The sequence below is a fragment of the Ralstonia sp. GX3-BWBA genome, from assembly GCF_003290055.1.
Lineage (GTDB): Bacteria > Pseudomonadota > Gammaproteobacteria > Burkholderiales > Burkholderiaceae > Ralstonia > Ralstonia holmesii.
The window spans coordinates 252,972-272,005 of record NZ_QMKS01000009.1; the positions used below are offsets into that span (position 1 = coordinate 252,972).

The window sequence follows — 19,034 nt, forward strand, 5'->3', positions numbered from 1 at the left end:
GAGCGGTCGGGCTTGTCCTGATTGGCTGACTGCGAAGGAGTAACGGGGCATTCTATCAGCCCTCTTCGTCACCTTTGGCGGAAGAACCGCTGCTCGGCAAGCTTTGCGACAGTTCGTCACGGTGCGCGGGCAGCGAATCACGACGGGTATCGAAGCGCGGATCGAAATCGTCACCATGCGACGCAGGGTTCTCCCGCAGGCGGATCGCGGTCTCGACCAGCGCCTCGCGCAATAGATCAAGCCCGCTGCCTTCGATGGCAGAAACGAACACACGCCGCACGGCGCCGGTTTCGTCGCGCTCGATGCGCGGGCCAGCCGCACGCAACTCCTCCGCCGCGTCGATCTTGTTCATCACCAAAATCTGCGGGATGCCACTGGCGTTGATTTCATCCAGCACGCGATCGACCTGCTCCATCTGCTCGTGCTTGACGGTGCTGGCGGCGTCCACCACATGCAGCAGCACGTCGGCGTGGACGGTCTCTTCCAGCGTGGCGCGGAAAGCAGCCACCAGTTGCGTAGGCAAATCGCGGATGAAGCCGACCGTATCCGACAGCACCACATTGCCCAGCCCTTCCAGGTACAGCCGGCGGGACGTCGTATCCAGCGTGGCGAACAATTGGTTGGCCGCGTACGCACGTGCCTTGGTCAGCGCATTGAACAGCGTCGATTTGCCGGCGTTGGTATAGCCGACCAGGGAGACAGAAAACGCGTCGTTGCGGCTGCGCGAACGGCGCTGCGTGTCATGCTGACGCTGCAGCTTGTCCAACTCGGACGACAGCCGTTTGGCGCGTTCATCCAGCATCCGCCGGTCCAGTTCGAGCTGACGCTCGCCCGGGCCGCCGCGCAGGCCGACCCCGCCTTTCTGGCGCTCCAAGTGGCTCCACGCCCGCACTAGGCGGGCCGCCTGATATCGCACACGCGCAAGTTCCACCTGCACCTTACCGACGTGGCTTTGCGCGCGCTGGCTAAAAATATCGAGGATGAGGCCGGTCCGGTCCACCACGTGGCGCCCGAAAAAGCGCTCAAGGTTACGCTGCTGAGCAGGACTCAGCGCGTGGTTAAAGATGACGATTTCCGCGTCTTCCTCGTCTGCGGCAATCCTCACCTCTTCTGCCTTGCCTGCGCCGATGAACAGCGCTGCATCAGGCCGGGAACGCTTGCCCGTAACCGCGCGCACAGGTTCAGAGCCCGCTGTGGAGGCTAGCAGCGCCAGTTCACTCAGACTTTTCTGGAAATCGTGTTTGCCGAAATCGACAGCGACCAAGATAGCGCGCGTCGGCTCCGAGCTGGAGGTGGGATGAGATGCCAAACGGGGAAATAGAGAAGGGAGAAACGGGTTGGTGCGTCCCGCCGCGCGGACGGCGGCGGGAGCGAGGCAGAATCAGGCGTCAGGCGCTTCGTCCACGCGGAAATTCACGGCACGGGCCGGCACCACGGTGGAGATCGCATGCTTGTACACCATCTGCGTCACGGTATTACGCAGGAGCACGACGTATTGGTCGAACGACTCGATGTTGCCTTGCAGCTTGATACCGTTGACGAGGTAGATCGACACCGGCACATGCTCCTTACGCAGCGCATTCAGAAACGGGTCTTGTAGCAATTGCCCTTTGTTGCTCATGGCACACTCCAGATTTATAGGTTTAGTGATGGGTTATGGGGCTAGGAAGCCCGGGTTCAAGCAGGCGACGCAAAAAAAGTTCGTCAAAAAGAGTCGGCCAGACGCGTCCAAATGACGCCGATGGCGCCTGGGTTTGCAGACACCAAGCGCCATGTCTCGAGAATTTAGCCTTAGAAATCAGGGAAAGCAAACGGAAAACCGATGACCCCGCCATATGAAATGGCTCGGCCATTTTGGTGATCCCCCGTTCGAATGCCCCCACGTCACACGCCCCCGCCGTCGAGCACCGCCCGTGCGATGCTCAATCGTTCGATTGAGCGTACGGGTTTTTGTTCGTACGAAATTCGATCCGAAGCGGCGTGCCTTTCAGTTGGAAGGCCTCGCGGAAACGCCCCTCCAGGAAGCGGCGATAGGTCTCGGGGATATTCGACAGCGCGTTGCCGTGAATCACCACGATCGGCGGGTTGGAACCGCCCTGGTGCGCGTAGCGCAGCTTCGGCCGCGAGACGCCTGCGCGACGCGGTTGCTGATACTCCACCGCCTCCATCAGCACGCGCGTGAGCTTGGGCGTCGGCAGCTTGACCATGGCGGCTGCGTAAGCGGCGTCCACGGACTTCATCAGCGCGCCAATGCCCGTGCGCTCCTTGGCCGAGATGTAATGCACGTTGGCAAACGACAGGAACTGCAGCTTGCGCTCCATATCGTGCTTGATTCGATCGCGAGCATGGCCGGTCAGACCATCCCACTTGTTCACGCCAATCACCAGCGCGCGCCCGGACTCGACGATGAAACCAGCGATATGCGCGTCCTGGTCGGAAATGTCCTGCTGTGCGTCGAGGATCAGCACAACCACGTTAGCGTCGGCAATCGACTGCAGCGTCTTCACCACCGAGAATTTCTCGATTGCCTCGAACACCTTGCCACGCTTGCGCAAGCCGGCCGTATCGATGAGCGTGTAAGGCTTGCCGTTACGCTCGAAATCCACGTAGATGGCATCGCGCGTAGTGCCCGGCATATCGAACGCGATCACGCGCTCTTCGCCGATGAGGGCGTTCACCAGAGTCGACTTACCGACGTTCGGACGGCCAACGATGGCAATACGAGTGCCGTGGTTGTGCGCGTCGGCTGCCTCGGCAAGCTCGGGGCGCTCGGCAAACGCCAGGTCGAGCGCTTCGGCCACCAAGTCATTGACACCATCACCGTGCGCCGCCGAGATAGCAGCCGGATCGCCCAGACCAAGTTCGTAAAAATCGCTGGCGACGGCGGTGTAGCGCATGCCTTCAGCCTTGTTGACGGCCAAAAGGATGCGGCGCCCGGTTTTGCGCAAGTAATCGGCAATCACGCGATCCTGCGGCGCCAGCCCCAGACGACCATCGACGATGAAGATCACGACATCGGCTTCGACCACGGCCTGGCGCGTTTGCTTCGCCATCTCCGCAACGATGCCGTCCTTGGCGACGGGTTCGAAGCCGCCGGTATCGATGGCGATGAACGGACGGTCGCCCACACGGCCTTCGCCGTAGTGACGATCGCGCGTCAGGCCAGGGATATCCGCGACCAACGCGTCACGCGAGCGCGTCAGACGGTTGAAGAGGGTCGATTTGCCGACATTCGGCCGCCCTACGAGGGCAATGACTGGTTTCATGCTTGTGTGCCGCACGCGAATGGCGCCACGGCAAATTCTGATTGTTGCAACTGCGGTTGGCATCTGCACGGCTGAATGCCTGATGACACAGATGCAAGACGCCCGCGGAGTACGCGGGCGCAAGTCCAAGGCGGCGATGCCGCCCCGATGTGATGCGTGTGCCGCCACAGCCCATCCGGGCCGCGGCGGCCAATGTTATTTCGGCAGATAGCCGTAGACACCGCCACCGCGGGTTTGGACGACCAACGTCTGGCCAACCACCACGGGTGCTGCGCCAATGGCACTGCTGTCGGTTTTCACGCGGGCGACGAACTTGCCGTCGTCACGCGACAGGAAGTGCAGCCAACCTTCGGAATCGCCCACGATGACCGCACGGCCAAACGCCAGCGGCGTACCGAGGTCGCGCCACAGCAGTGCGTCGTTCTTCCAGAGATCGGCACCGTTTTGTGCGTTAAAACCGTAGACCACCGACTTCTCGTCCGCCGCGAACAGCCCGTCATCATCCTGCGTCACACCGGTCGGCGACGAGAAATCACGACCCCAGCGCGGAGCGCCGGTGCTCAGATCAAAACAAGCCACGCGCCCCTGGAAGCTGGCCGCACAGACTTGCGAACCGTTGATCGTCGGTGCACCGGTCACATCGTTCAGGCGCTCGATTTCCGATACACCACGCGGATACGACACGGCAGCTTCCCAGCGCAACGCGCCATTGCTGGCCGACAGCGCACCGAGCTTGCCACCGGCAAAACCGAGGACGATGTTATCGCCGGCGAAAATCATCGGCAGACTGCTACGCAGGTTCAGCGCCGACGGAGAACGCTGATAAATCCACTTGCGTTCACCGTTGCTGGGGTCCAGACCCAAGACGCGGCCATCGGTCGTGCGAACGATCACCAATCCCTGACCCACCAGCGGCGCCGTCAGGACTTCACCGTTAACGGCGATCTTCCACTTCTGCGCGCCCTTTTCGTCGAACGCGATGACCGCGCCCTTCTCACCTGCCACCGCCGTCAGCGTGCCATCGCTGCCAGGGCCGGAGGTCAGGTCGACGTCCGCCTTGCCTTGCCAGACCGTGCGACCGGTGGCGCCATCCAGGGCGGTCACAGTACCGCCAGCGGCCGACACATAAACATTGTTGCCTGCCACCGCCGGCTGCATCACGTAGCGGCCGCTCTTGCCGACGCTCACGCTCCACACCTGGCGCACGGCCAGCACTTGCTGAACTTCCGTCAGCTTGGCTGGTTCATGCTTGTTCTTGCTGCTGAACAGCGAGCAACCACCAAGGACAGCCGTCGCTGCCAGCGCCAGCACTGCCACGCGTGCCGCCTGTGCAACACCGCGCGCGACACCACCCTGCTCAAGTGCGTGAATCATGAAATCGGGATCCTTTTGTTATGCGTTGAATTGCACCGGGTGCGCCAATCAGGCGCCGCCCAGGGCATCCAGCTTGAACTGCACGATCTGGCGCGCGGAAGCGTCGGCCGGACCAAACTTTTCCAGCGCCAACTTGTAGGCAGCACGGGCGTCTTCGTTCTTGTTCTGCGCGGCCAACAGGTCACCGCGACGATCGGCGTACAGCCCGGCGAACGCCGGCGCAACGTCGCCGGAGACTAGCGCGATGCCCTGATCGTAGGCTTTCTCGTCGAGCAGAAGGCCAGCCAGGCGCAGCTTGGCGAGCGCCTTGTATTCATCGTCGCGCGCATGATCAACCGTCCATTGCAGCTGCGCCTTGGCGCCCGCCGCATCGTTGGATTCGTACAGTGCCTTGGCTGCGGCCAGCGCGCTCATCTGCGCGTAGGCCGTGCCGCCAAACTTGGCTTCCATGTCAGTCGCGGCGCGCTTGATCTTCTCAGCGTCCTTGCCATCAACGGCCTTCTGCACCTGTTCGTACAGCACGGACGCTTCGCCGGCCTGCTTGCGCTGCCAGTTTTTCCAGCCAAACCAGCCCGCCACAGCGAGCAGCACCACGATGGCGATCCACGTGATCACATTGCCGTTATCACGCCACCAGTGCTTGAGACTCTCTATTTGTTCCTGTTCTTCGAGATCGTAGGCCATGCTTTGCAGAGCTTGAATATTGGATGTGGGTCGCGGTGGTTCGCTGCCGAACGCACTGCCGCGGTTAGTCGTTGTTGGCCACCATGGCATCGATCAGGCGGTCGACCAGTTGGTCCGACGGCACGGTCTGCTGGGCATCCGCGGTCGGATCGCCACGCAGCGGCTTGATCTGCGCAACACCTTGGGTGACTTCATCGTCGCCAATGATAACCGCATAGGATGCGCCACTTGCGTCAGCGCGCTTGAACTGCGACTTGAAGCTACCGTTGCGGCCTTCCGGCGAGGCGTGAAGGATGACGTCGAGGCCGGCATCGCGCAGTCGCTCTGCCGCGATCAGCGCCTGCACCTGCGCCTCATCGCCCTGGTGGACGATGTAGACGTCACAGCCTTGCGCTTCGGGCTCAAGCTTTTCCTCACGCAACAGTTCGATGATGCGTTCTACCCCCATCGCCCAGCCGCATGCGGGGGCAGGCTTCCCGCCGATCTGCTCGATCAGCGGGTCATAGCGGCCGCCGCCGGCCACCGTTCCCTGCGCGCCCAGCTTGTCCGTCGTCCACTCGAAGACGGTGAGGTTGTAGTAATCCAACCCCCGCACCAGGCGCGGATTGATGGTGAACGGAATGTTGTTCGCCTTGAGCAGCTTCTGCACGCCTTCAAAGTGCGCGCGCGACTCGTCGCCCAGGTAGTCGATCAGCTTCGGCGCGCCGGCGGCCATTTCCTGCAGCGCCGGGTTCTTCGTGTCGAGTACGCGAAGCGGGTTGGTGTACAGGCGGCGCTTACCGTCCTCATCCAGAATGTCCTGGAAACCTTCCAGGTACTTGATCAGGTCGGCACGGTGCGCGGCGCGCTCCTCTGCCTGGCCAAGCGAGTTCAGCTCCAGCTTCAGGCCGACGAGGCCGAGGTCGTCCCACAGACGCTGGCACATCAGGATGACTTCTGCGTCGATGTCCGGGCCCGCAAAGCCAAGCGCTTCCACGCCAACCTGATGGAACTGGCGATAGCGACCGCGCTGCGGACGCTCGTGGCGGAACATCGGGCCGGTGTACCACAGGCGCTTCGGACCGTCGTACAGCAGGTTGTGCTCGATCACGGCGCGCACGGCGGCAGCGGTACCTTCGGGGCGCATGGTCAGTTGCTCGCCGTTCAACGCATCGGTGAAGGTGTACATCTCCTTCTCGACGATATCCGTCACCTCGCCGATGCCACGCACAAACAATTGCGTCTGCTCGACGATCGGCGTGCGAATCTGCTGGTAGCCATAGGCGCGCAGCATGCTGCGCACCGCGTTATCAAAGTGCTCCCACAGGGGGGCGTCACTGGGCAGCAGGTCGTTCATGCCTTTGACGCCGGCGATCTTCTGCACGCGTTGTTTTTGTGTATCGCTCATGATGTCACGTTGAAAACCGGCTCTCGCATCTATCTCGATGCGGGCCGGCCAGTCGTTTCGTGCTTCGGCTTCGGGCTCCGAAGCCTGATGCTGCTTTAGACCGTCGCCGCAGCCTGTGCGCCGTAATGCGTGCGCACGTACTCGTCGACGATCGTCTGGAATTCTTCTGTGATGCGTTCGCCGCGCAGCGTTTTCACCTTCACGCCGTCCACGAACACCGGCGCCGCCGGAGATTCGCCCGTGCCTGGCAGCGAAATGCCGATGTTGGCGTGCTTGCTCTCCCCGGGACCGTTGACGATGCAGCCCATCACGGCCACGTTCATCTCTTCGACGCCGGGGTACTGCATCTTCCACATCGGCATCTGCTCACGCAGGTATGACTGGATGCGCGCCGCCAGCTCCTGGAACACCGTACTGGTCGTGCGCCCGCAACCCGGGCACGCGATCACCATGGGGGTGAAATTACGCAGGCCCATGGTCTGCAGAATTTCTTGCGCGACGATGACTTCCTTCTCGCGTGGCGCACCCGGCTCCGGCGTGAGCGAAATGCGGATCGTGTCGCCAATGCCTTCCTGCAGCAGCACCGACAACGCCGCCGTGGAAGCGACGATGCCCTTGCTACCCATGCCGGCCTCGGTCAGACCCAGGTGCAGCGCGTAATTGCAGCGACGCGCCAGCTCGCGGTACACAGCAATCAGATCCTGCACTGCCGAGACCTTGCATGACAGGATGATCTGGCTGCCTGGCAAGCCCAGTTCTTCAGCCTTCTGCGCGGACTGGATCGCCGAGGTAATCAACGCCTCAACCATCACGGCACGGGCATCCCACGGAGATGCGCGTTGCGCGTTCTCGTCCATGATGCGGGCGAGCAAATCCTGATCGAGGCTGCCCCAATTCACACCGATACGCACCGGCTTGTCGTAGCGGCAGGCGATCTCGATCATCTGCGCGAACTGCGTGTCGCGCTTGGCACCCTGCCCGACATTGCCCGGGTTGATGCGGTACTTGGACAGCGCCTGCGCGCACTCCGGATAGTCCTGCAGCAGCTTGTGGCCGTTGTAGTGAAAATCCCCCACCAGCGGCACATCCACACCCATGCGGTCGAGCTGCTCGCGGATGGCCGGCACCGCCGCGGCGGCGGCCGGCGTATCCACTGTGATGCGCACCAACTCAGAGCCGGCACGCGCCAGTTCCTTTACCTGGATTGCGGTACCGATGGCGTCCGACGTGTCGGTATTCGTCATCGATTGCACACAGACCGGCGCGTCGCCGCCAACATGCACGACGCGATCGCCCCAACGGATTTCCGCAGCGCGCGAGTTCCGGCGCGGCAACGGGCCCACCAAGGCTGGAGCGCAATCGAGAGGCGTGGTGATTTCCATGATCAGACAAGGAGCGCCGCCCACAGGTGCCGCGCCATTTACAAAACGGTTCAGGGCAACGTAGCCCGTGCCACGCGATTGCGGGCGTACTTCTGAAGATCGACGGTGGCACCGCCCACAGCCAGCGATTCAACGGCTTCCGCATTGCCGAAGACGACCTTGAATGGCGGCGTACCGGTCAGATCGCGTGCGTCACCTTCCTTGGAAATGCCACTGGCAAGCGTCTTCCCAGTCTTGTCCTTGATCTCGTACCAAGACGAGCCGGAGAAGCGTACCGAGACCGTACCGCCGCCCGATGCAGCCGGCTTGGCGGCTTCCGTCGGCAGAGCGGAGACCGGAGCGTCGACGTTGATCACAGCCGGCTTGGCACCCGCAACGGCTACAGCGGGCGCCGGCGCGGCGCCATTGTCCGAACGTGGCAGCGTGGGCGGCGGCGCCAACGGCGCAGTCACCACACCGGAGGCCGGAGCGGCCGGCGTAACGGGCGTCAACGGTGTCGGCATCGAAGCGGCCGGTGTTTCTGCCGGGGCCTGCTCAGCCGCTGGAGCCACTTGCGCGGGCGCGGCCTGCTCCACCGCCGGTGCTTCCTTCGCGGTGGAGTCGGTATTTTGCGTAGCCGCGGTTTGCGTGGCAAACCACTGCTTGAGACGGTCCATACCGACCAGCGCGCCGGCCGCCACAATCACCGCAACCAGCACGCCGATCAGCCAGCGGCCACTGCCGCTCCGACGCTTGGCAAAGCTCGGTTTGTCGGAGAACGATTCACCGAGCCCACCCTCGGGACGCAAGCCAATGTTGGTGACCGGCGCACGCGCGTTCAAACGCGCAAGCTGATCATCGACATCGACCTGCAAAGCGCGCGCATAGGCACGGATGAGCCCCTTGGTAAACGTCATGTCGGGCAACGCTCCGACATCTGCCGATTCCACCGCCAACAACTTGCCCGGCGCCACTTTCAAGCGCGTGGCCAGATCGTCGACCGTCAGACGCTGATGCTCACGGCCGGCGCGCAGACGTTCGGCAATCTGACGCAACGCATCGTCGCGCTCAGGCGACGCGGCGGCAGGCGGATTCGAGGCAGGCGCCGTGCCGTGAGAGAGGTCGGCAGCGCTTGCCACGTCGCGGTCAGTCATCCCAGGCTCCTCGTTCGAATGCCGCCTCTTCGGGCGCATTGGGGAAACGGCGCTGCAATTGCGCGCTCCACGCGTTCTGCTGCGAAGCGTCACCCAGGCGGCGCGCGATGCGAGCGCCCAGCCACAGGCTTTCCGCCGTCGCATTGCCACGACCATTCACACGTTCGATAAACGGCATGGCACGCGCATATTCGCGGCGTTTGTAATAAAGCTGCGCCAACGTGAGGTTGGTCAGCAGATTGTTTGCGTCGATGTAGGTGGCGCGCGTCAGGCTCTTCTCCGCGCCATCCAGATCGCCTTGGCGCATCTGGCAAACACCCAGGTTCGTCCACGGCTTGGCCGGGCTGGCGGCGGCCGGCGCCTCGATAGCCTGGCGCAGCATCGTCATGCCTTGATCTGGCTTGCCGCCTTGCGAGCACAGGAACCAGCCGTAGTTGTTCAGCAGGTCACCGTCTTGCGGTGTCGCGGCCAGAGCGCTGCGGAAACTCTCGTCAGCTTGTTCGCGTTGACCGAGATTCATATAGGCCAGCGCGCGGATGTGATACGCATTCGGGACGTTCGGATCGATCGCGATGGCGTTCTTGATTTCCTCAAGCGCTGTCGCATTCTGGCCCGCTTCCAGGTATTGCGTCGCGAGTTGTAATCGGATCGCGGCCCGGCGACCGGCGTCGGCCTTTTGATCGGGTACTGTTGCAACTTCTCGTGTCTGTGTCTGGACCGGCGGCGACAACGCGCACCCGGCGGCTGCCAGCGTGAAGACCAGACTGACAGCAGTCGACCAACGCTTCATGCGGTACCCATGCGGTGAGTTGAGTCGGCCCCGACCACGGGGATCTCGACGATCTTGCCGAACTTGCCGCGCTCGGCCAGGCGTGTGCGATCTTTGACCTCGCCAGCGAGCTGGCCGCAGGCCGCATCGATGTCGTCGCCACGCGTCTTGCGGATGGTGGTGACAATGCCAGCATCCAGCAGCACTTGTGAGAAGCGGCGGATCTGCTCATTGTTCGAGCGCTTCAACCCTGATTCCGGGAACGGGTTGAACGGGATCAGGTTGAACTTGCACGGCACGTCAGCCACGACGCGCAACAGTTCACGGGCATGCTCGACGGTGTCGTTGACGCCATCGAGCATGCAGTATTCAAAGGTGATGAAATCGCGCGGCGCGAACTCAAGATAGCGGCGGCAGGCAGCCATCAGTTCGGCCAGCGGGTACTTCTTGTTGAGCGGCACGAGCATGTCGCGCAACGCATCGTTGGACGCATGCAGCGACACTGCAAGCGCCACGGGCACATCGCGCGCAAGACGGTCCATCATCGGAACCACGCCGGAGGTGGATACGGTTACGCGCCGGCGCGAAAGGCCATACGCGTTGTCGTCCAGCATCAAAGCCAGCGCCGGCACCACGGCGTCGTAGTTCAGCAGCGGCTCGCCCATGCCCATCATCACCACGTTGGTGATGACGCGGTCGTCCTTGGGGCCGCGACCGAGTTGCTTGCGCATGGCGAACTCGGCCATCCACAGCTGACCGATGATCTCGCCAGTGCTGAGATTGCGCGAGAAGCCCTGCTTGCCGGTCGAACAGAACCGGCAGTTGACGGCACACCCCGCCTGAGACGATACGCACAACGTGCCACGCGTCTCTTCGGGGATGTAGACCGTCTCGACGGCATTGCCCTGCCCCACGTCGACCAGCCATTTGCGCGTGCCGTCCGACGATAGGTGATCGGTAATGACCGCCGGTGCCTGGACGTTGGCGCGGGTCGCGAGCTTTTCGCGCAGCGACTTGGCGAGATCGGTCATCTCGCCAAAATCGGACGCGCCCGACTGGTGAATCCAGCGCTGCAACTGCTTGGCGCGAAACGATTTCTCACCCAGACTCTCGCAGTACGCGAGAAGACCCTGTGCGTCGAAATCGAGGAGATTCACCACATCGCTCATGACTTGCAACCCGAAACCACCAATTCCAGTCTAGTGTTGACGCTTAGCGGCTGTAAATGTTCAAGCCCGGGAAGAAGAAAGCGACTTCCACGGCAGCCGTTTCGGCAGCGTCCGAACCGTGCACGGCGTTGGCGTCGATGCTGTCAGCGAAGTCGGCGCGGATCGTGCCCTTCTCAGCCTTCTTCGGATCGGTTGCACCCATCAGGTCACGGTTCTTGGCGATTGCGTTTTCGCCTTCCAGCGCCTGCACCATCACCGGGCCCGAGATCATGAAGTCCACCAGATCCTTGAAGAACGGGCGCTCCTTGTGCACGGCGTAGAACTGCTCGGCTTCTGCGCGCGACAGGTGGATCATCTTGGCTGCGACGATCTTCAGGCCTGCACCTTCGAAGCGGGCGTAGATCTGGCCGATGACATTCTTGGCCACGGCATCCGGTTTGATAATCGACAAAGTGCGTTCGAGCGCCATCAAAAACTCCAAAAAATGAAGGTGTTACGTGAAAGATAAACGTTAGATTCTAACACGGGAGGGAGCCAGATTGGATGTCAAGCGGTGCAACCCGACGCCGCGCATGCCGGGAGAGACGGGAGGCGCAACGATCACTTCGCACTGAGCACGCTGCCAGCCCGATGTACGCGCCTTAGGATCCCCTTATTGGGGGCACGGAAAGTCACCTGCAATGAACACTTTCCGCCGCGATTGCCGGCCAGCGACCGGAACCGCGTGGCATGCTGACTCTCCAAGTAAGGACGGCGCGGCTTGCAAAAGCCCGCTTTGGATGCCACATTCGCTGTGTCGTCGCATTGTCTGCAATGTCATTCACCCCAAGGAGTTCGCATGGACAACCAACTCAACACGTACGGTTTTGGCGCTTCCGGCACCGCCGGCGCGTTGGCCGTCCGCAACCGCGTGCTGCGCAATACCTATTGGCTGCTCGCACTTTCCATGATCCCCACCATCCTCGGTGCCTGGATCGGCGTCGCTACCGGCTTCAATCTGATGGGGCGCAACCCGCTGATGGGTTTCGTCATCTTCATGGCAGTGGCCTTTGGCTTCTTCTACGCCATTGAGCGCTTCAAGAACAGTGGCTTGGGCGTAGCGCTGCTGCTCGGTTTCACGTTCTTCATGGGGCTGATGCTGTCGCGGCTGATCGGCATGATTCTGGGCTTCTCGAACGGCGCGTCGCTCATCATGACGGCGTTCGGCGGAACAGCGATCATCTTCGGCATGATGGCAACGGTGGCCACGGTCAGCAAGCGAGATTTCTCGGGCCTGGGCAAGTGGCTGTTCATGGGCGTGCTGGTGCTGATCGTTGGCTCGGTGGCCAATATCTGGCTGCAACTGCCGGCGATGATGCTGACGATCTCGGTGCTGGCCATCGCGATCTTCTCTGCCTACATCCTGTTCGACGTGCAGCGTATCGTGAACGGCGGCGAGACCAACTACGTGACCGCCACCCTGGCGATCTACCTGGACGTCTACAACATCTTCACAAACCTGCTGGCGATCCTGGGCATCTTCGGCGGGAATCGCAACTGAGCCAAATTTGGCCCGCAACGCGCTAGCAATAGCACGGAGCAACTAAAAAACCGGCGCTTGGTGCGCTGGTTTTCTTTTGCACGCAAGGCTACGTGACGAGCGATCAGACGCGCTCAAATACCGCCATCGATTCCACATGTGATGTGTGCGGGAACATGTTCACTACGCCCGCGCCGGCCAGCCTGTAGCCCGCTTCATGCACAAGCAGACCCGCGTCGCGCGCCAGCGTCGCCGGATTACATGACACGTAAACAATGCGCTTCGGCAGCAAATCGGCCGCCTCGCCGCCGCGCTGAGACAACTCGGCCAGCGCCTTGGACACGGCCAGCGCGCCTTCGCGCGGCGGATCGATCAGCCAACGATCAAACTTGCCCAGCGCGGCAATATCGTCAGCCGTCACTTCGAACAGATTGCGGCAAGCGAATGTCGTCTTCGCATCCAGGCCGTTGTGCTGGGCGTTGGCAAGCGCACGCGTCGTCAGCGCCTCGCTGCCTTCGATCCCCATCACCTCGCGGGCACGCGTAGCCATTGGCAGCGTGAAATTGCCGATACCGCAGAACAGGTCGAGCAGCCGATCGCCCGGTTGCGCGTCAAGCAGCTTCAGCGCCCGCGACATCAGCGCCCGGTTGATCTGGTGATTGACCTGCGTGAAATCCGTCGGCTTGAACGGCATGGTGATGCCGAACTCGGGCAGCGTGTACGTCAGCGTACGATCGAGCGGATGGAACGGATAGACCGTATCCGGCCCCTTGGGCTGCAGCCAGAACTGAACGTTGTGATGATCGGCGAAAGCGCGCAGTTCCGCCTCATCTTCAGCGGTGATTGGCTCCAGGTTACGCAACACCAGCGCGGTCACATCCTGGCCGACTGCCAGCTCGATCTGCGGCATACGCTGCACGATCGACAGGCGCCCCACCAACTCGCGCAACGGCACCAGCAGCGCGGACACGTGCGGCGGCAACACCTCGCACGACGTCATGTCGGCCACATAGCTGCTTTTGCGCTCGTGAAAACCCACCAGCACGCCACCTTTGGCCGCAACATGGCGCACAGTCAATCGCGCGCGATAGCGGTAGCCCCAATCCGGGCCGGCAATGGGTCGGAACACCACGTCCGGGCGCAGCTTGGCCAAATGCCACAGATCGTCTTCCAGCACACGCTGCTTGATCGCAACCTGCGCGCGCGAATCCAGATGCTGCATCGAGCAGCCACCGCACACCCCGAAAAACTTGCACCGCGGCGTCACGCGCGAAGCGGACTGGCGCAGAATGTTCACGACACTCGCCTGCTCGTACGACGACTTGACGCGGTGACTGCGGTACATCACCCGCTCGCCCGGCAATGCGCCTTCCACGAAGACAACCTTCCCCGGCGTGCCATCCTCGTTCATCAAACGCCCGACGCCCCGCGCTTCGCCATCGAGCGAGACGATGTCCAATGGGCCCGCCACGGACATTTCGGGCTTACGGCGCCCACGGGTTTTGGCCGGCGGCGTGTCCGGCGCGACCGTTGCTGGAGCGGAAGAGGAAAGCGTGACGTTGGGTGCAGCTTGAGACACGAGCGAGCCTGGACAAAATGAGGACAAGGGCGGCATTGTAAGACACCGGAGGACCAGCATGGGCACCGTCATCCTGACGTGGAATATCCAGTGGGGCCGTGGCGCCGACGGGCACGTCAGTCTCGCGCGCCAACTTAAGCAAGCGCGGGAGATGGCCGAATTCGACGTGCTGTGCCTGCAGGAAGTCACCTCCGGCTTCAGCGATCTGCCGGGCCGACCGGGCATCGACCAATGGAGCGAGCTCGCCGACGCGCTTGGCAGCGAGTACACCGTCATCACTGGATTCGCGCTGGAGCGCCACAACCGCGCGCATGCGCAGCGCTTCGGCAACGCCATTGCCACGCGCCTGCCCGTGCATTACATCCGGCGCCACGCATTGCCCTGTCCGCCCGATGCCACACCGTACATGCCGCGCATGGCCATTGAGGCGGTCGTGCAGGCACCGTTTGGCGCGTTGCGCGTCGTCACGACGCATCTGGAGTACTACTCGGAGCCGCAGCGTGCGGCGCAAATCGATGCGCTGCGAGCGATCCACACGGAAGGTTGCGTGCGTACGAATCAACCGTCCGTGCTTGGCACGGAGCCCGAAGCCGGCCCTTTCCGCCCGCTAGCGCAGACCACGGCAACCATCGTTTGCGGTGATTTCAACTGCAAGCCAGATTCCATGCCCAAGCGCTTGGCCACCGTGCCATTCACTCGCGAACCTGCTTTGCATGATGCGTGGGAGATTGCGCACGGCACGACGCCGCAGCCACCGACTTTCGGTGTGCACGACCGCGCTGGCTGGACCGAACCGGCCTACGCGTGCGATTTCATGCTGGTCAGCGAGCCACTGAAGCCGCGCGTGCTGCGCCTGGAAGTCAATAGCGCGACCCAGGCGTCGGATCATCAACCGATACTGCTGGAGCTTCGGAACGACTGAAAAAGAGGAAGGAGAGACAAAGAGACAGCGGTGCTTTACAGCACCGCGTCCTTGCGCACGCCCTGCGAGGCGAAATGACGCTTGAGCTTGACCAGCGCCTCCTGTTGGATCTGACGCACGCGTTCACGCGTCAAACCCATCTCCGCGGCAAGTTCTTCCAGCGTGGCGGGCTCGATGTAGTTAAGGCCAAAGCGGCGCTCAACCACATAGCGATGCTTGTCAGACAAGCGTGCGAGCCACGACTTCATCAACAGCGACAGCTCGCGATGTGCCACCTCCTGATCGGGCGAGGCGCCATGCTCGTCCGACAGGAAATCGAGCAGACTCGTGCCGGGATCAAGATCGAACGGCGTATCCAGCGAAGTCGTGTGCTCGTTGAGCGAGAGCACGTCCTGCACCTCCTCCGTCGTCTTGCCGAGCAGGTGAGCGATATCTTCGAGGCTTGCGTCGCGGCCATCCACGCCGCTCTTTTCCAGATGACGCTTGGCGCGCAGCACCTGGTTGAGCTCGCGAATCACGTGCACCGGCAAACGAACCGTGCGCGCCTGATTCATGATCGCGCGCTCAATGCTCTGGCGGATCCACCACGTGGCATACGTGGAGAAGCGGAACCCGCGTTCCGGATCGAATTTTTCGATCGCGTGCATCAGACCCAGGTTGCCCTCTTCGATCAGGTCGAGCAGCGGCACACCGCGATTCAGATAGCCTTTGGCAATGCTCACGACCAAGCGGAGATTGCGCTCGATCATGACTTGGCGCGCTGCAAACTCGCCCGCCTTGGCCTGCGTCGAGAAATGCAGTTCCTCGGCCGGCGTCAGAAGCGGCTTGATGCTGATGCGATTCAGATAGTGCTGAACGGTGTCGGCGGCCAGTTCGGCCTGCAGCACTTTGCGGAAATCTTCCTCGGGTGCGGCTTCCTCTGCCTCTTCAGCCTCCTCCTCTTCTTCATCGGGCTCGTCTGCACTGTCCGACGTGTCGTTGAGCTCGGCGGAATCGGAAGCAGGCAGGTCGTCGACGAGCGCGTCGACGACTTCGATCTCTTCAGCAGGGGGCTGTGCCTCGCTGCGCGCACGCCGCCCAGCGCGCCCATTCGGGGTGCGCTGGCCCTCTACAGCAGCGTCGATGTTGTCATCGGCGGGGGTGACGGGCGTGGCGGCTTTCTGGCGCGGCATGCATTCCTCTATTGAGGCGGCAAGTAGCGCATCGGATCGACCGGCTTACCATTGCGGCGCACTTCAAAATGAAGCTTCACGCGATCCGCATCGGTACTGCCCATTTCGGCGATCTTCTGCCCTTTCTTGACCGTGGATTGCTCGGTGACCAGAACCTTATCGTTGTTGCCGTAGGCGGTCAGGAACGTGTCGTTGTGTTTGATGATGACAAGATTCCCGTACCCACGCAAGGGTCCAACGTGGATCACTTTTCCATCATCGGCAGCGACCACCGCGTCACCGCGTTTGCCACCAATGTCGATACCCTTGTTGCTCTTGTCATCGAAACGGTTGATGAGCGAGCCGCGTGCCGGCCAGGCCAGCGAGATTGCGCTGTCAGTTGCCCCGGCAGGAGCGCCGGACGACGCTGCGGACGCCGGCGTAACCGGTGTGGAATCGGCCGGCGGCGTGGTCGTGTTGGCCGGGCGAACCGGCGTGACCACGGCCCCGGTGTTGCTGACATCCGCATTCGGCGGAACGACACGTAGCAGCTGATCGACTTCGATCTGATTCGGGTTGGCGATGTTGTTCCAGGCCACCAGGTCGCGCGGCGCTTGGCCGTTACGCAAGGCGATGCTGTACAAGGTATCGCCACGCTTGACCCGATAGTAGCCGGGGGGCGGCGGCTCTTGCGACACGGTGCCAGCGCTGCCAGCACGCGAGGTGCGATCGAGAACAGGGGCTTGGTTGCCGGAGGATGCGCAAGCCGCCAGAAATGCGGCCGACACCATCGCCACGGCGAGCCGGCCTGCGCGTGCGGGGCTTGGACGGTTCATGGAGCTCCGGGAAATGAACATGCTAAACAGTTCCTGATTTTAACGGGACAAAGAAAACGCCTTCAAGCGCGGTACTGTGAAACTGGAAGCGGCTGCGGCGCTCGATGAGAACGAGCTGCTGCGCGGGGCCGCTGTTGCGATCGGTAGCCACCGGGGCGATCAGCCGTCCGCCGACGGTCAGCTGGTCGAGCAGCGCCTGCGGCACCTCCAGACCCGCCGCAGCCAGGATGATGGCGTCGAACGGCGCGGCCTTCGGCAGCCCCAGCATGCCGTCTCCATAGTGCAGACGGATGTTTGGCACGCGGAGTGGCCGCAAGTTCGCTTTGGCTTTTTCATGCAGCGGGCGGACGCGCTCGATCGAGTACACCTCGTCGGCCAGCTGTGCCAGAACGGCTGCCTGGTAGCCGCAGCCGGTGCCAATCTCCAGCACGCGAGCGAGCGGCATGCCAGTGCGGCCGGACCGTCCACTCAACAACAACTCGATCATCCGTCCGACCACTGACGGCTTGGAGATCGTTTGCTGATGTCCGATTGGCAAAGCGGAATCTTCATATGCCTGCGAGGCAAGGCCGGCATCGACAAACAGATGGCGCGGTACCGTGCCGATTGCAGCGAGCACGCGCTTATCACTCACGCCTCCCGCCTGCACACGGCCAACTAACGCCTGACGCGCACGGTCCGATGCCATGCCGCCGGCAGCCGCGTGCGCTGCCGCCGTGCGTGCCTGTACAGCGCTCGCGGCGACAGCGCCGACAACAGCGTCGACACCCGCCACACGCTGTGGCGCAGGTGCAGGAGCGGATGCAGGCGACGCGCGCTCAACGGATACCGCACGCACCGGCGTGGGGCGTGACACCGCGCTCACTCCTGACGAGATACGCGTTTCACGCTGGCGCTCCACGGGCTTGCGCTCGACCACTGCGTCAAGCGTCAACGGAAAGCGCCGGTCTCGCGGGCGCTCAGACATGAGCCACCGTGACGATCATGGCGTCTGCCAGCGGCGCACGGTGCGCAGTTGGGCCGTATCGGTCAGATCGAGCTGCAGCGGTGTCAGCGAAACGAAGCCATGCGCGACGGCATGGAAATCGGTGCCCTCGCTGGCGTCTTTCGCATCGCCGGCGGCACCGACCCAGAAGATCGGCTCGCCGCGCGGATTGGCTTGGCGGATCACCGGCTGCGATTGGTGCCGCTTGCCCAGACGCGTCGCGCGCCAACCAGCCAGCTCGGCGTACGGCAGATTCGGGATATTGACGTTGAGCAGGACCGGGCCGTCCAGCGGATCGGACAGATAGCGCTCGACCACCTCGCGGGCAACACGCTCGGCAGCGTCGAGGTGCGTCCAGCCCTTGTCGGCCTGCGAGAACGCAATCGACGGAATACCAAACAGATAGCCCTCGATGGCAGCGGCGACGGTGCCGGAATAGAGCACGTCCTCGCCCATGTTCTGACCCTGGTTGATACCGGAGACGACCAGATCGGGCTTCTCTTCAATCATGCCGGTCAGCGCGATGTGCACGCAGTCTGTCGGCGTGCCGTTGACGAAGCGAAAGCCCTTCTGGGCACCGTCGGTCGCTTCGAACACCGAAAGCGGTCGCTGCAGCGTGAGCGAGTTCGACGCGCCGCTGTGGTTCTGCTCCGGTGCGACCACCGTCACGCGGCCCAGGGGGCTCAGCGCACGATGCAGCGCCGCGAGCCCGGGCGCGAGGTATCCGTCGTCGTTGGCAATGAGAATATGCATGGCGCGGATTGTAACCGAGCAACGTTCGCGAATCGTGCTCGCGCGCACGTTCTACACGCTTACAAAAAATGCATCGACAAGCCGCACGATCCATCGCATCTGGTTAAATCGAACGATCGTGCTTT

Annotated in this window: 18 protein-coding genes; 2 read left to right on the top strand and 16 right to left on the bottom strand. The window is 62.6% G+C overall.

All coding sequences use genetic code 11. The features are described 5' to 3' along the window. Positions 1–55: 55 nt before the first annotated feature. The 11 genes from hflX to ndk all read right to left on the bottom strand — a co-directional run bounded on the left by hflX (position 56) and on the right by ndk (position 11,633). Positions 56–1,309, bottom strand: a complete 1,254-nt coding sequence (gene hflX, locus DOD19_RS08675) for a GTPase HflX (protein ID WP_112185129.1) — start codon at positions 1,307–1,309, stop codon at positions 56–58. Between the two features lie 72 nt (positions 1,310–1,381). Beyond that, entirely contained in the window at positions 1,382–1,621 is a 240-nt protein-coding gene (hfq, locus tag DOD19_RS08680; RefSeq protein ID WP_004626316.1) for an RNA chaperone Hfq, read from the bottom strand. Between the two features lie 301 nt (positions 1,622–1,922). Next, entirely contained in the window at positions 1,923–3,266 is a 1,344-nt protein-coding gene (gene der, locus DOD19_RS08685) for a ribosome biogenesis GTPase Der (RefSeq protein ID WP_024975961.1), read from the bottom strand. Between the two features lie 195 nt (positions 3,267–3,461). Further along, positions 3,462–4,640, bottom strand: a complete 1,179-nt coding sequence (gene bamB / locus DOD19_RS08690) for an outer membrane protein assembly factor BamB (protein WP_112185131.1) — start codon at positions 4,638–4,640, stop codon at positions 3,462–3,464. A gap of 48 nt (positions 4,641–4,688) precedes the next feature. Next, positions 4,689–5,324 (bottom strand): tetratricopeptide repeat protein, encoded by a 636-nt coding sequence (locus DOD19_RS08695; RefSeq protein ID WP_024975963.1) that lies wholly within the window; start codon positions 5,322–5,324, stop codon positions 4,689–4,691. 64 nt (positions 5,325–5,388) lie between these two features. Beyond that, the gene (gene hisS, locus DOD19_RS08700) at positions 5,389–6,711 is read right to left on the bottom strand and encodes a histidine--tRNA ligase (RefSeq protein ID WP_024975964.1); all 1,323 of its coding nucleotides are present in this window, start codon (positions 6,709–6,711) and stop codon (positions 5,389–5,391) included. 95 nt (positions 6,712–6,806) lie between these two features. Continuing rightward, a complete protein-coding gene (gene ispG / locus DOD19_RS08705; RefSeq protein ID WP_112185133.1) occupies positions 6,807–8,093 on the bottom strand; it encodes a flavodoxin-dependent (E)-4-hydroxy-3-methylbut-2-enyl-diphosphate synthase in 1,287 nt (428 codons plus the stop codon). 50 nt (positions 8,094–8,143) lie between these two features. Then, positions 8,144–9,226 (bottom strand): RodZ family helix-turn-helix domain-containing protein, encoded by a 1,083-nt coding sequence (locus tag DOD19_RS08710; RefSeq protein ID WP_112185135.1) that lies wholly within the window; start codon positions 9,224–9,226, stop codon positions 8,144–8,146. Next, entirely contained in the window at positions 9,219–10,016 is a 798-nt protein-coding gene (gene pilW / locus DOD19_RS08715) for a type IV pilus biogenesis/stability protein PilW (RefSeq protein WP_112185137.1), read from the bottom strand. Before pilW ends, DOD19_RS08710 begins: the two co-directional genes overlap by 8 nt. Next, positions 10,013–11,164 carry a 23S rRNA (adenine(2503)-C(2))-methyltransferase RlmN gene (rlmN, locus tag DOD19_RS08720; RefSeq protein ID WP_112185139.1) on the bottom strand — a complete coding sequence of 384 codons (1,152 nt, stop codon included), beginning with the start codon at positions 11,162–11,164 and terminating at the stop codon, positions 10,013–10,015. The genes pilW and rlmN overlap by 4 nt, the downstream gene beginning before the upstream one ends. 43 nt (positions 11,165–11,207) lie before the next feature. Beyond that, positions 11,208–11,633, bottom strand: a complete 426-nt coding sequence (gene ndk, locus DOD19_RS08725; protein ID WP_004626298.1) for a nucleoside-diphosphate kinase — start codon at positions 11,631–11,633, stop codon at positions 11,208–11,210. Positions 11,634–12,002: 369 nt separating this feature from the next. Between ndk and DOD19_RS08730 the strand changes: the two genes are divergently transcribed. After that, positions 12,003–12,704, top strand: coding sequence for a Bax inhibitor-1/YccA family protein (locus DOD19_RS08730; protein ID WP_112185141.1), 702 nt, complete (start codon positions 12,003–12,005; stop codon positions 12,702–12,704). Between the two features lie 103 nt (positions 12,705–12,807). Here the strand turns inward: DOD19_RS08730 and rlmD are convergent, their stop codons facing one another. After that, entirely contained in the window at positions 12,808–14,160 is a 1,353-nt protein-coding gene (gene rlmD / locus DOD19_RS08735) for a 23S rRNA (uracil(1939)-C(5))-methyltransferase RlmD (RefSeq protein WP_112185143.1), read from the bottom strand. 160 nt (positions 14,161–14,320) lie between these two features. Here rlmD and DOD19_RS08740 point away from each other — a divergent pair, with 160 nt between their 5' ends. Then, the gene (locus tag DOD19_RS08740; RefSeq protein WP_112185144.1) at positions 14,321–15,184 is read left to right on the top strand and encodes an endonuclease/exonuclease/phosphatase family protein; all 864 of its coding nucleotides are present in this window, start codon (positions 14,321–14,323) and stop codon (positions 15,182–15,184) included. Between the two features lie 35 nt (positions 15,185–15,219). On the opposite strand, the gene rpoS is transcribed toward DOD19_RS08740, so the two are convergent. From rpoS to surE, 4 genes are read right to left on the bottom strand one after another with little or no spacing between them, the layout of a single operon-like run. Continuing rightward, positions 15,220–16,356, bottom strand: coding sequence for an RNA polymerase sigma factor RpoS (gene rpoS, locus DOD19_RS08745; protein WP_112185146.1), 1,137 nt, complete (start codon positions 16,354–16,356; stop codon positions 15,220–15,222). An 8-nt stretch (positions 16,357–16,364) separates the two neighbouring features. Continuing rightward, complete coding sequence (locus DOD19_RS08750) at positions 16,365–17,192, bottom strand: peptidoglycan DD-metalloendopeptidase family protein (RefSeq protein WP_112185149.1); 828 nt, start codon at positions 17,190–17,192, stop codon at positions 16,365–16,367. A 1-nt stretch (position 17,193) separates the two neighbouring features. After that, on the bottom strand, positions 17,194–18,138 hold the full coding sequence (locus DOD19_RS08755; protein WP_024975974.1) for a protein-L-isoaspartate(D-aspartate) O-methyltransferase: 945 nt from the start codon (positions 18,136–18,138) through the stop codon (positions 17,194–17,196). 15 nt (positions 18,139–18,153) lie between these two features. Further along, positions 18,154–18,909: a 5'/3'-nucleotidase SurE gene (gene surE, locus DOD19_RS08760; RefSeq protein ID WP_024975975.1), complete on the bottom strand. Its 756-nt coding sequence runs from the start codon at positions 18,907–18,909 to the stop codon at positions 18,154–18,156. Between the last annotated feature and the right edge of the window lie 125 nt (positions 18,910–19,034).

Coding starts and splice junctions, on each gene's coding strand:
- hfq (WP_004626316.1), bottom strand. CDS start 1,621: ATGAGCAACAAAGGGCAATTGCTACAAGACCCGTTTCTGAATGCGCTG.
- surE (WP_024975975.1), bottom strand. CDS start 18,909: ATGCATATTCTCATTGCCAACGACGACGGATACCTCGCGCCCGGGCTC.
- rlmN (WP_112185139.1), bottom strand. CDS start 11,164: ATGAGCGATGTGGTGAATCTCCTCGATTTCGACGCACAGGGTCTTCTC.
- ispG (WP_112185133.1), bottom strand. CDS start 8,093: ATGGAAATCACCACGCCTCTCGATTGCGCTCCAGCCTTGGTGGGCCCG.
- pilW (WP_112185137.1), bottom strand. CDS start 10,016: ATGAAGCGTTGGTCGACTGCTGTCAGTCTGGTCTTCACGCTGGCAGCC.
- DOD19_RS08750 (WP_112185149.1), bottom strand. CDS start 17,192: ATGTTCATTTCCCGGAGCTCCATGAACCGTCCAAGCCCCGCACGCGCA.
- DOD19_RS08755 (WP_024975974.1), bottom strand. CDS start 18,138: ATGTCTGAGCGCCCGCGAGACCGGCGCTTTCCGTTGACGCTTGACGCA.
- DOD19_RS08710 (WP_112185135.1), bottom strand. CDS start 9,226: ATGACTGACCGCGACGTGGCAAGCGCTGCCGACCTCTCTCACGGCACG.
- DOD19_RS08740 (WP_112185144.1), top strand. CDS start 14,321: ATGGGCACCGTCATCCTGACGTGGAATATCCAGTGGGGCCGTGGCGCC.
- rlmD (WP_112185143.1), bottom strand. CDS start 14,160: ATGTCCGTGGCGGGCCCATTGGACATCGTCTCGCTCGATGGCGAAGCG.
- rpoS (WP_112185146.1), bottom strand. CDS start 16,356: ATGCCGCGCCAGAAAGCCGCCACGCCCGTCACCCCCGCCGATGACAAC.
- der (WP_024975961.1), bottom strand. CDS start 3,266: ATGAAACCAGTCATTGCCCTCGTAGGGCGGCCGAATGTCGGCAAATCG.
- DOD19_RS08730 (WP_112185141.1), top strand. CDS start 12,003: ATGGACAACCAACTCAACACGTACGGTTTTGGCGCTTCCGGCACCGCC.
- DOD19_RS08695 (WP_024975963.1), bottom strand. CDS start 5,324: ATGGCCTACGATCTCGAAGAACAGGAACAAATAGAGAGTCTCAAGCAC.
- bamB (WP_112185131.1), bottom strand. CDS start 4,640: ATGATTCACGCACTTGAGCAGGGTGGTGTCGCGCGCGGTGTTGCACAG.
- hisS (WP_024975964.1), bottom strand. CDS start 6,711: ATGAGCGATACACAAAAACAACGCGTGCAGAAGATCGCCGGCGTCAAA.
- ndk (WP_004626298.1), bottom strand. CDS start 11,633: ATGGCGCTCGAACGCACTTTGTCGATTATCAAACCGGATGCCGTGGCC.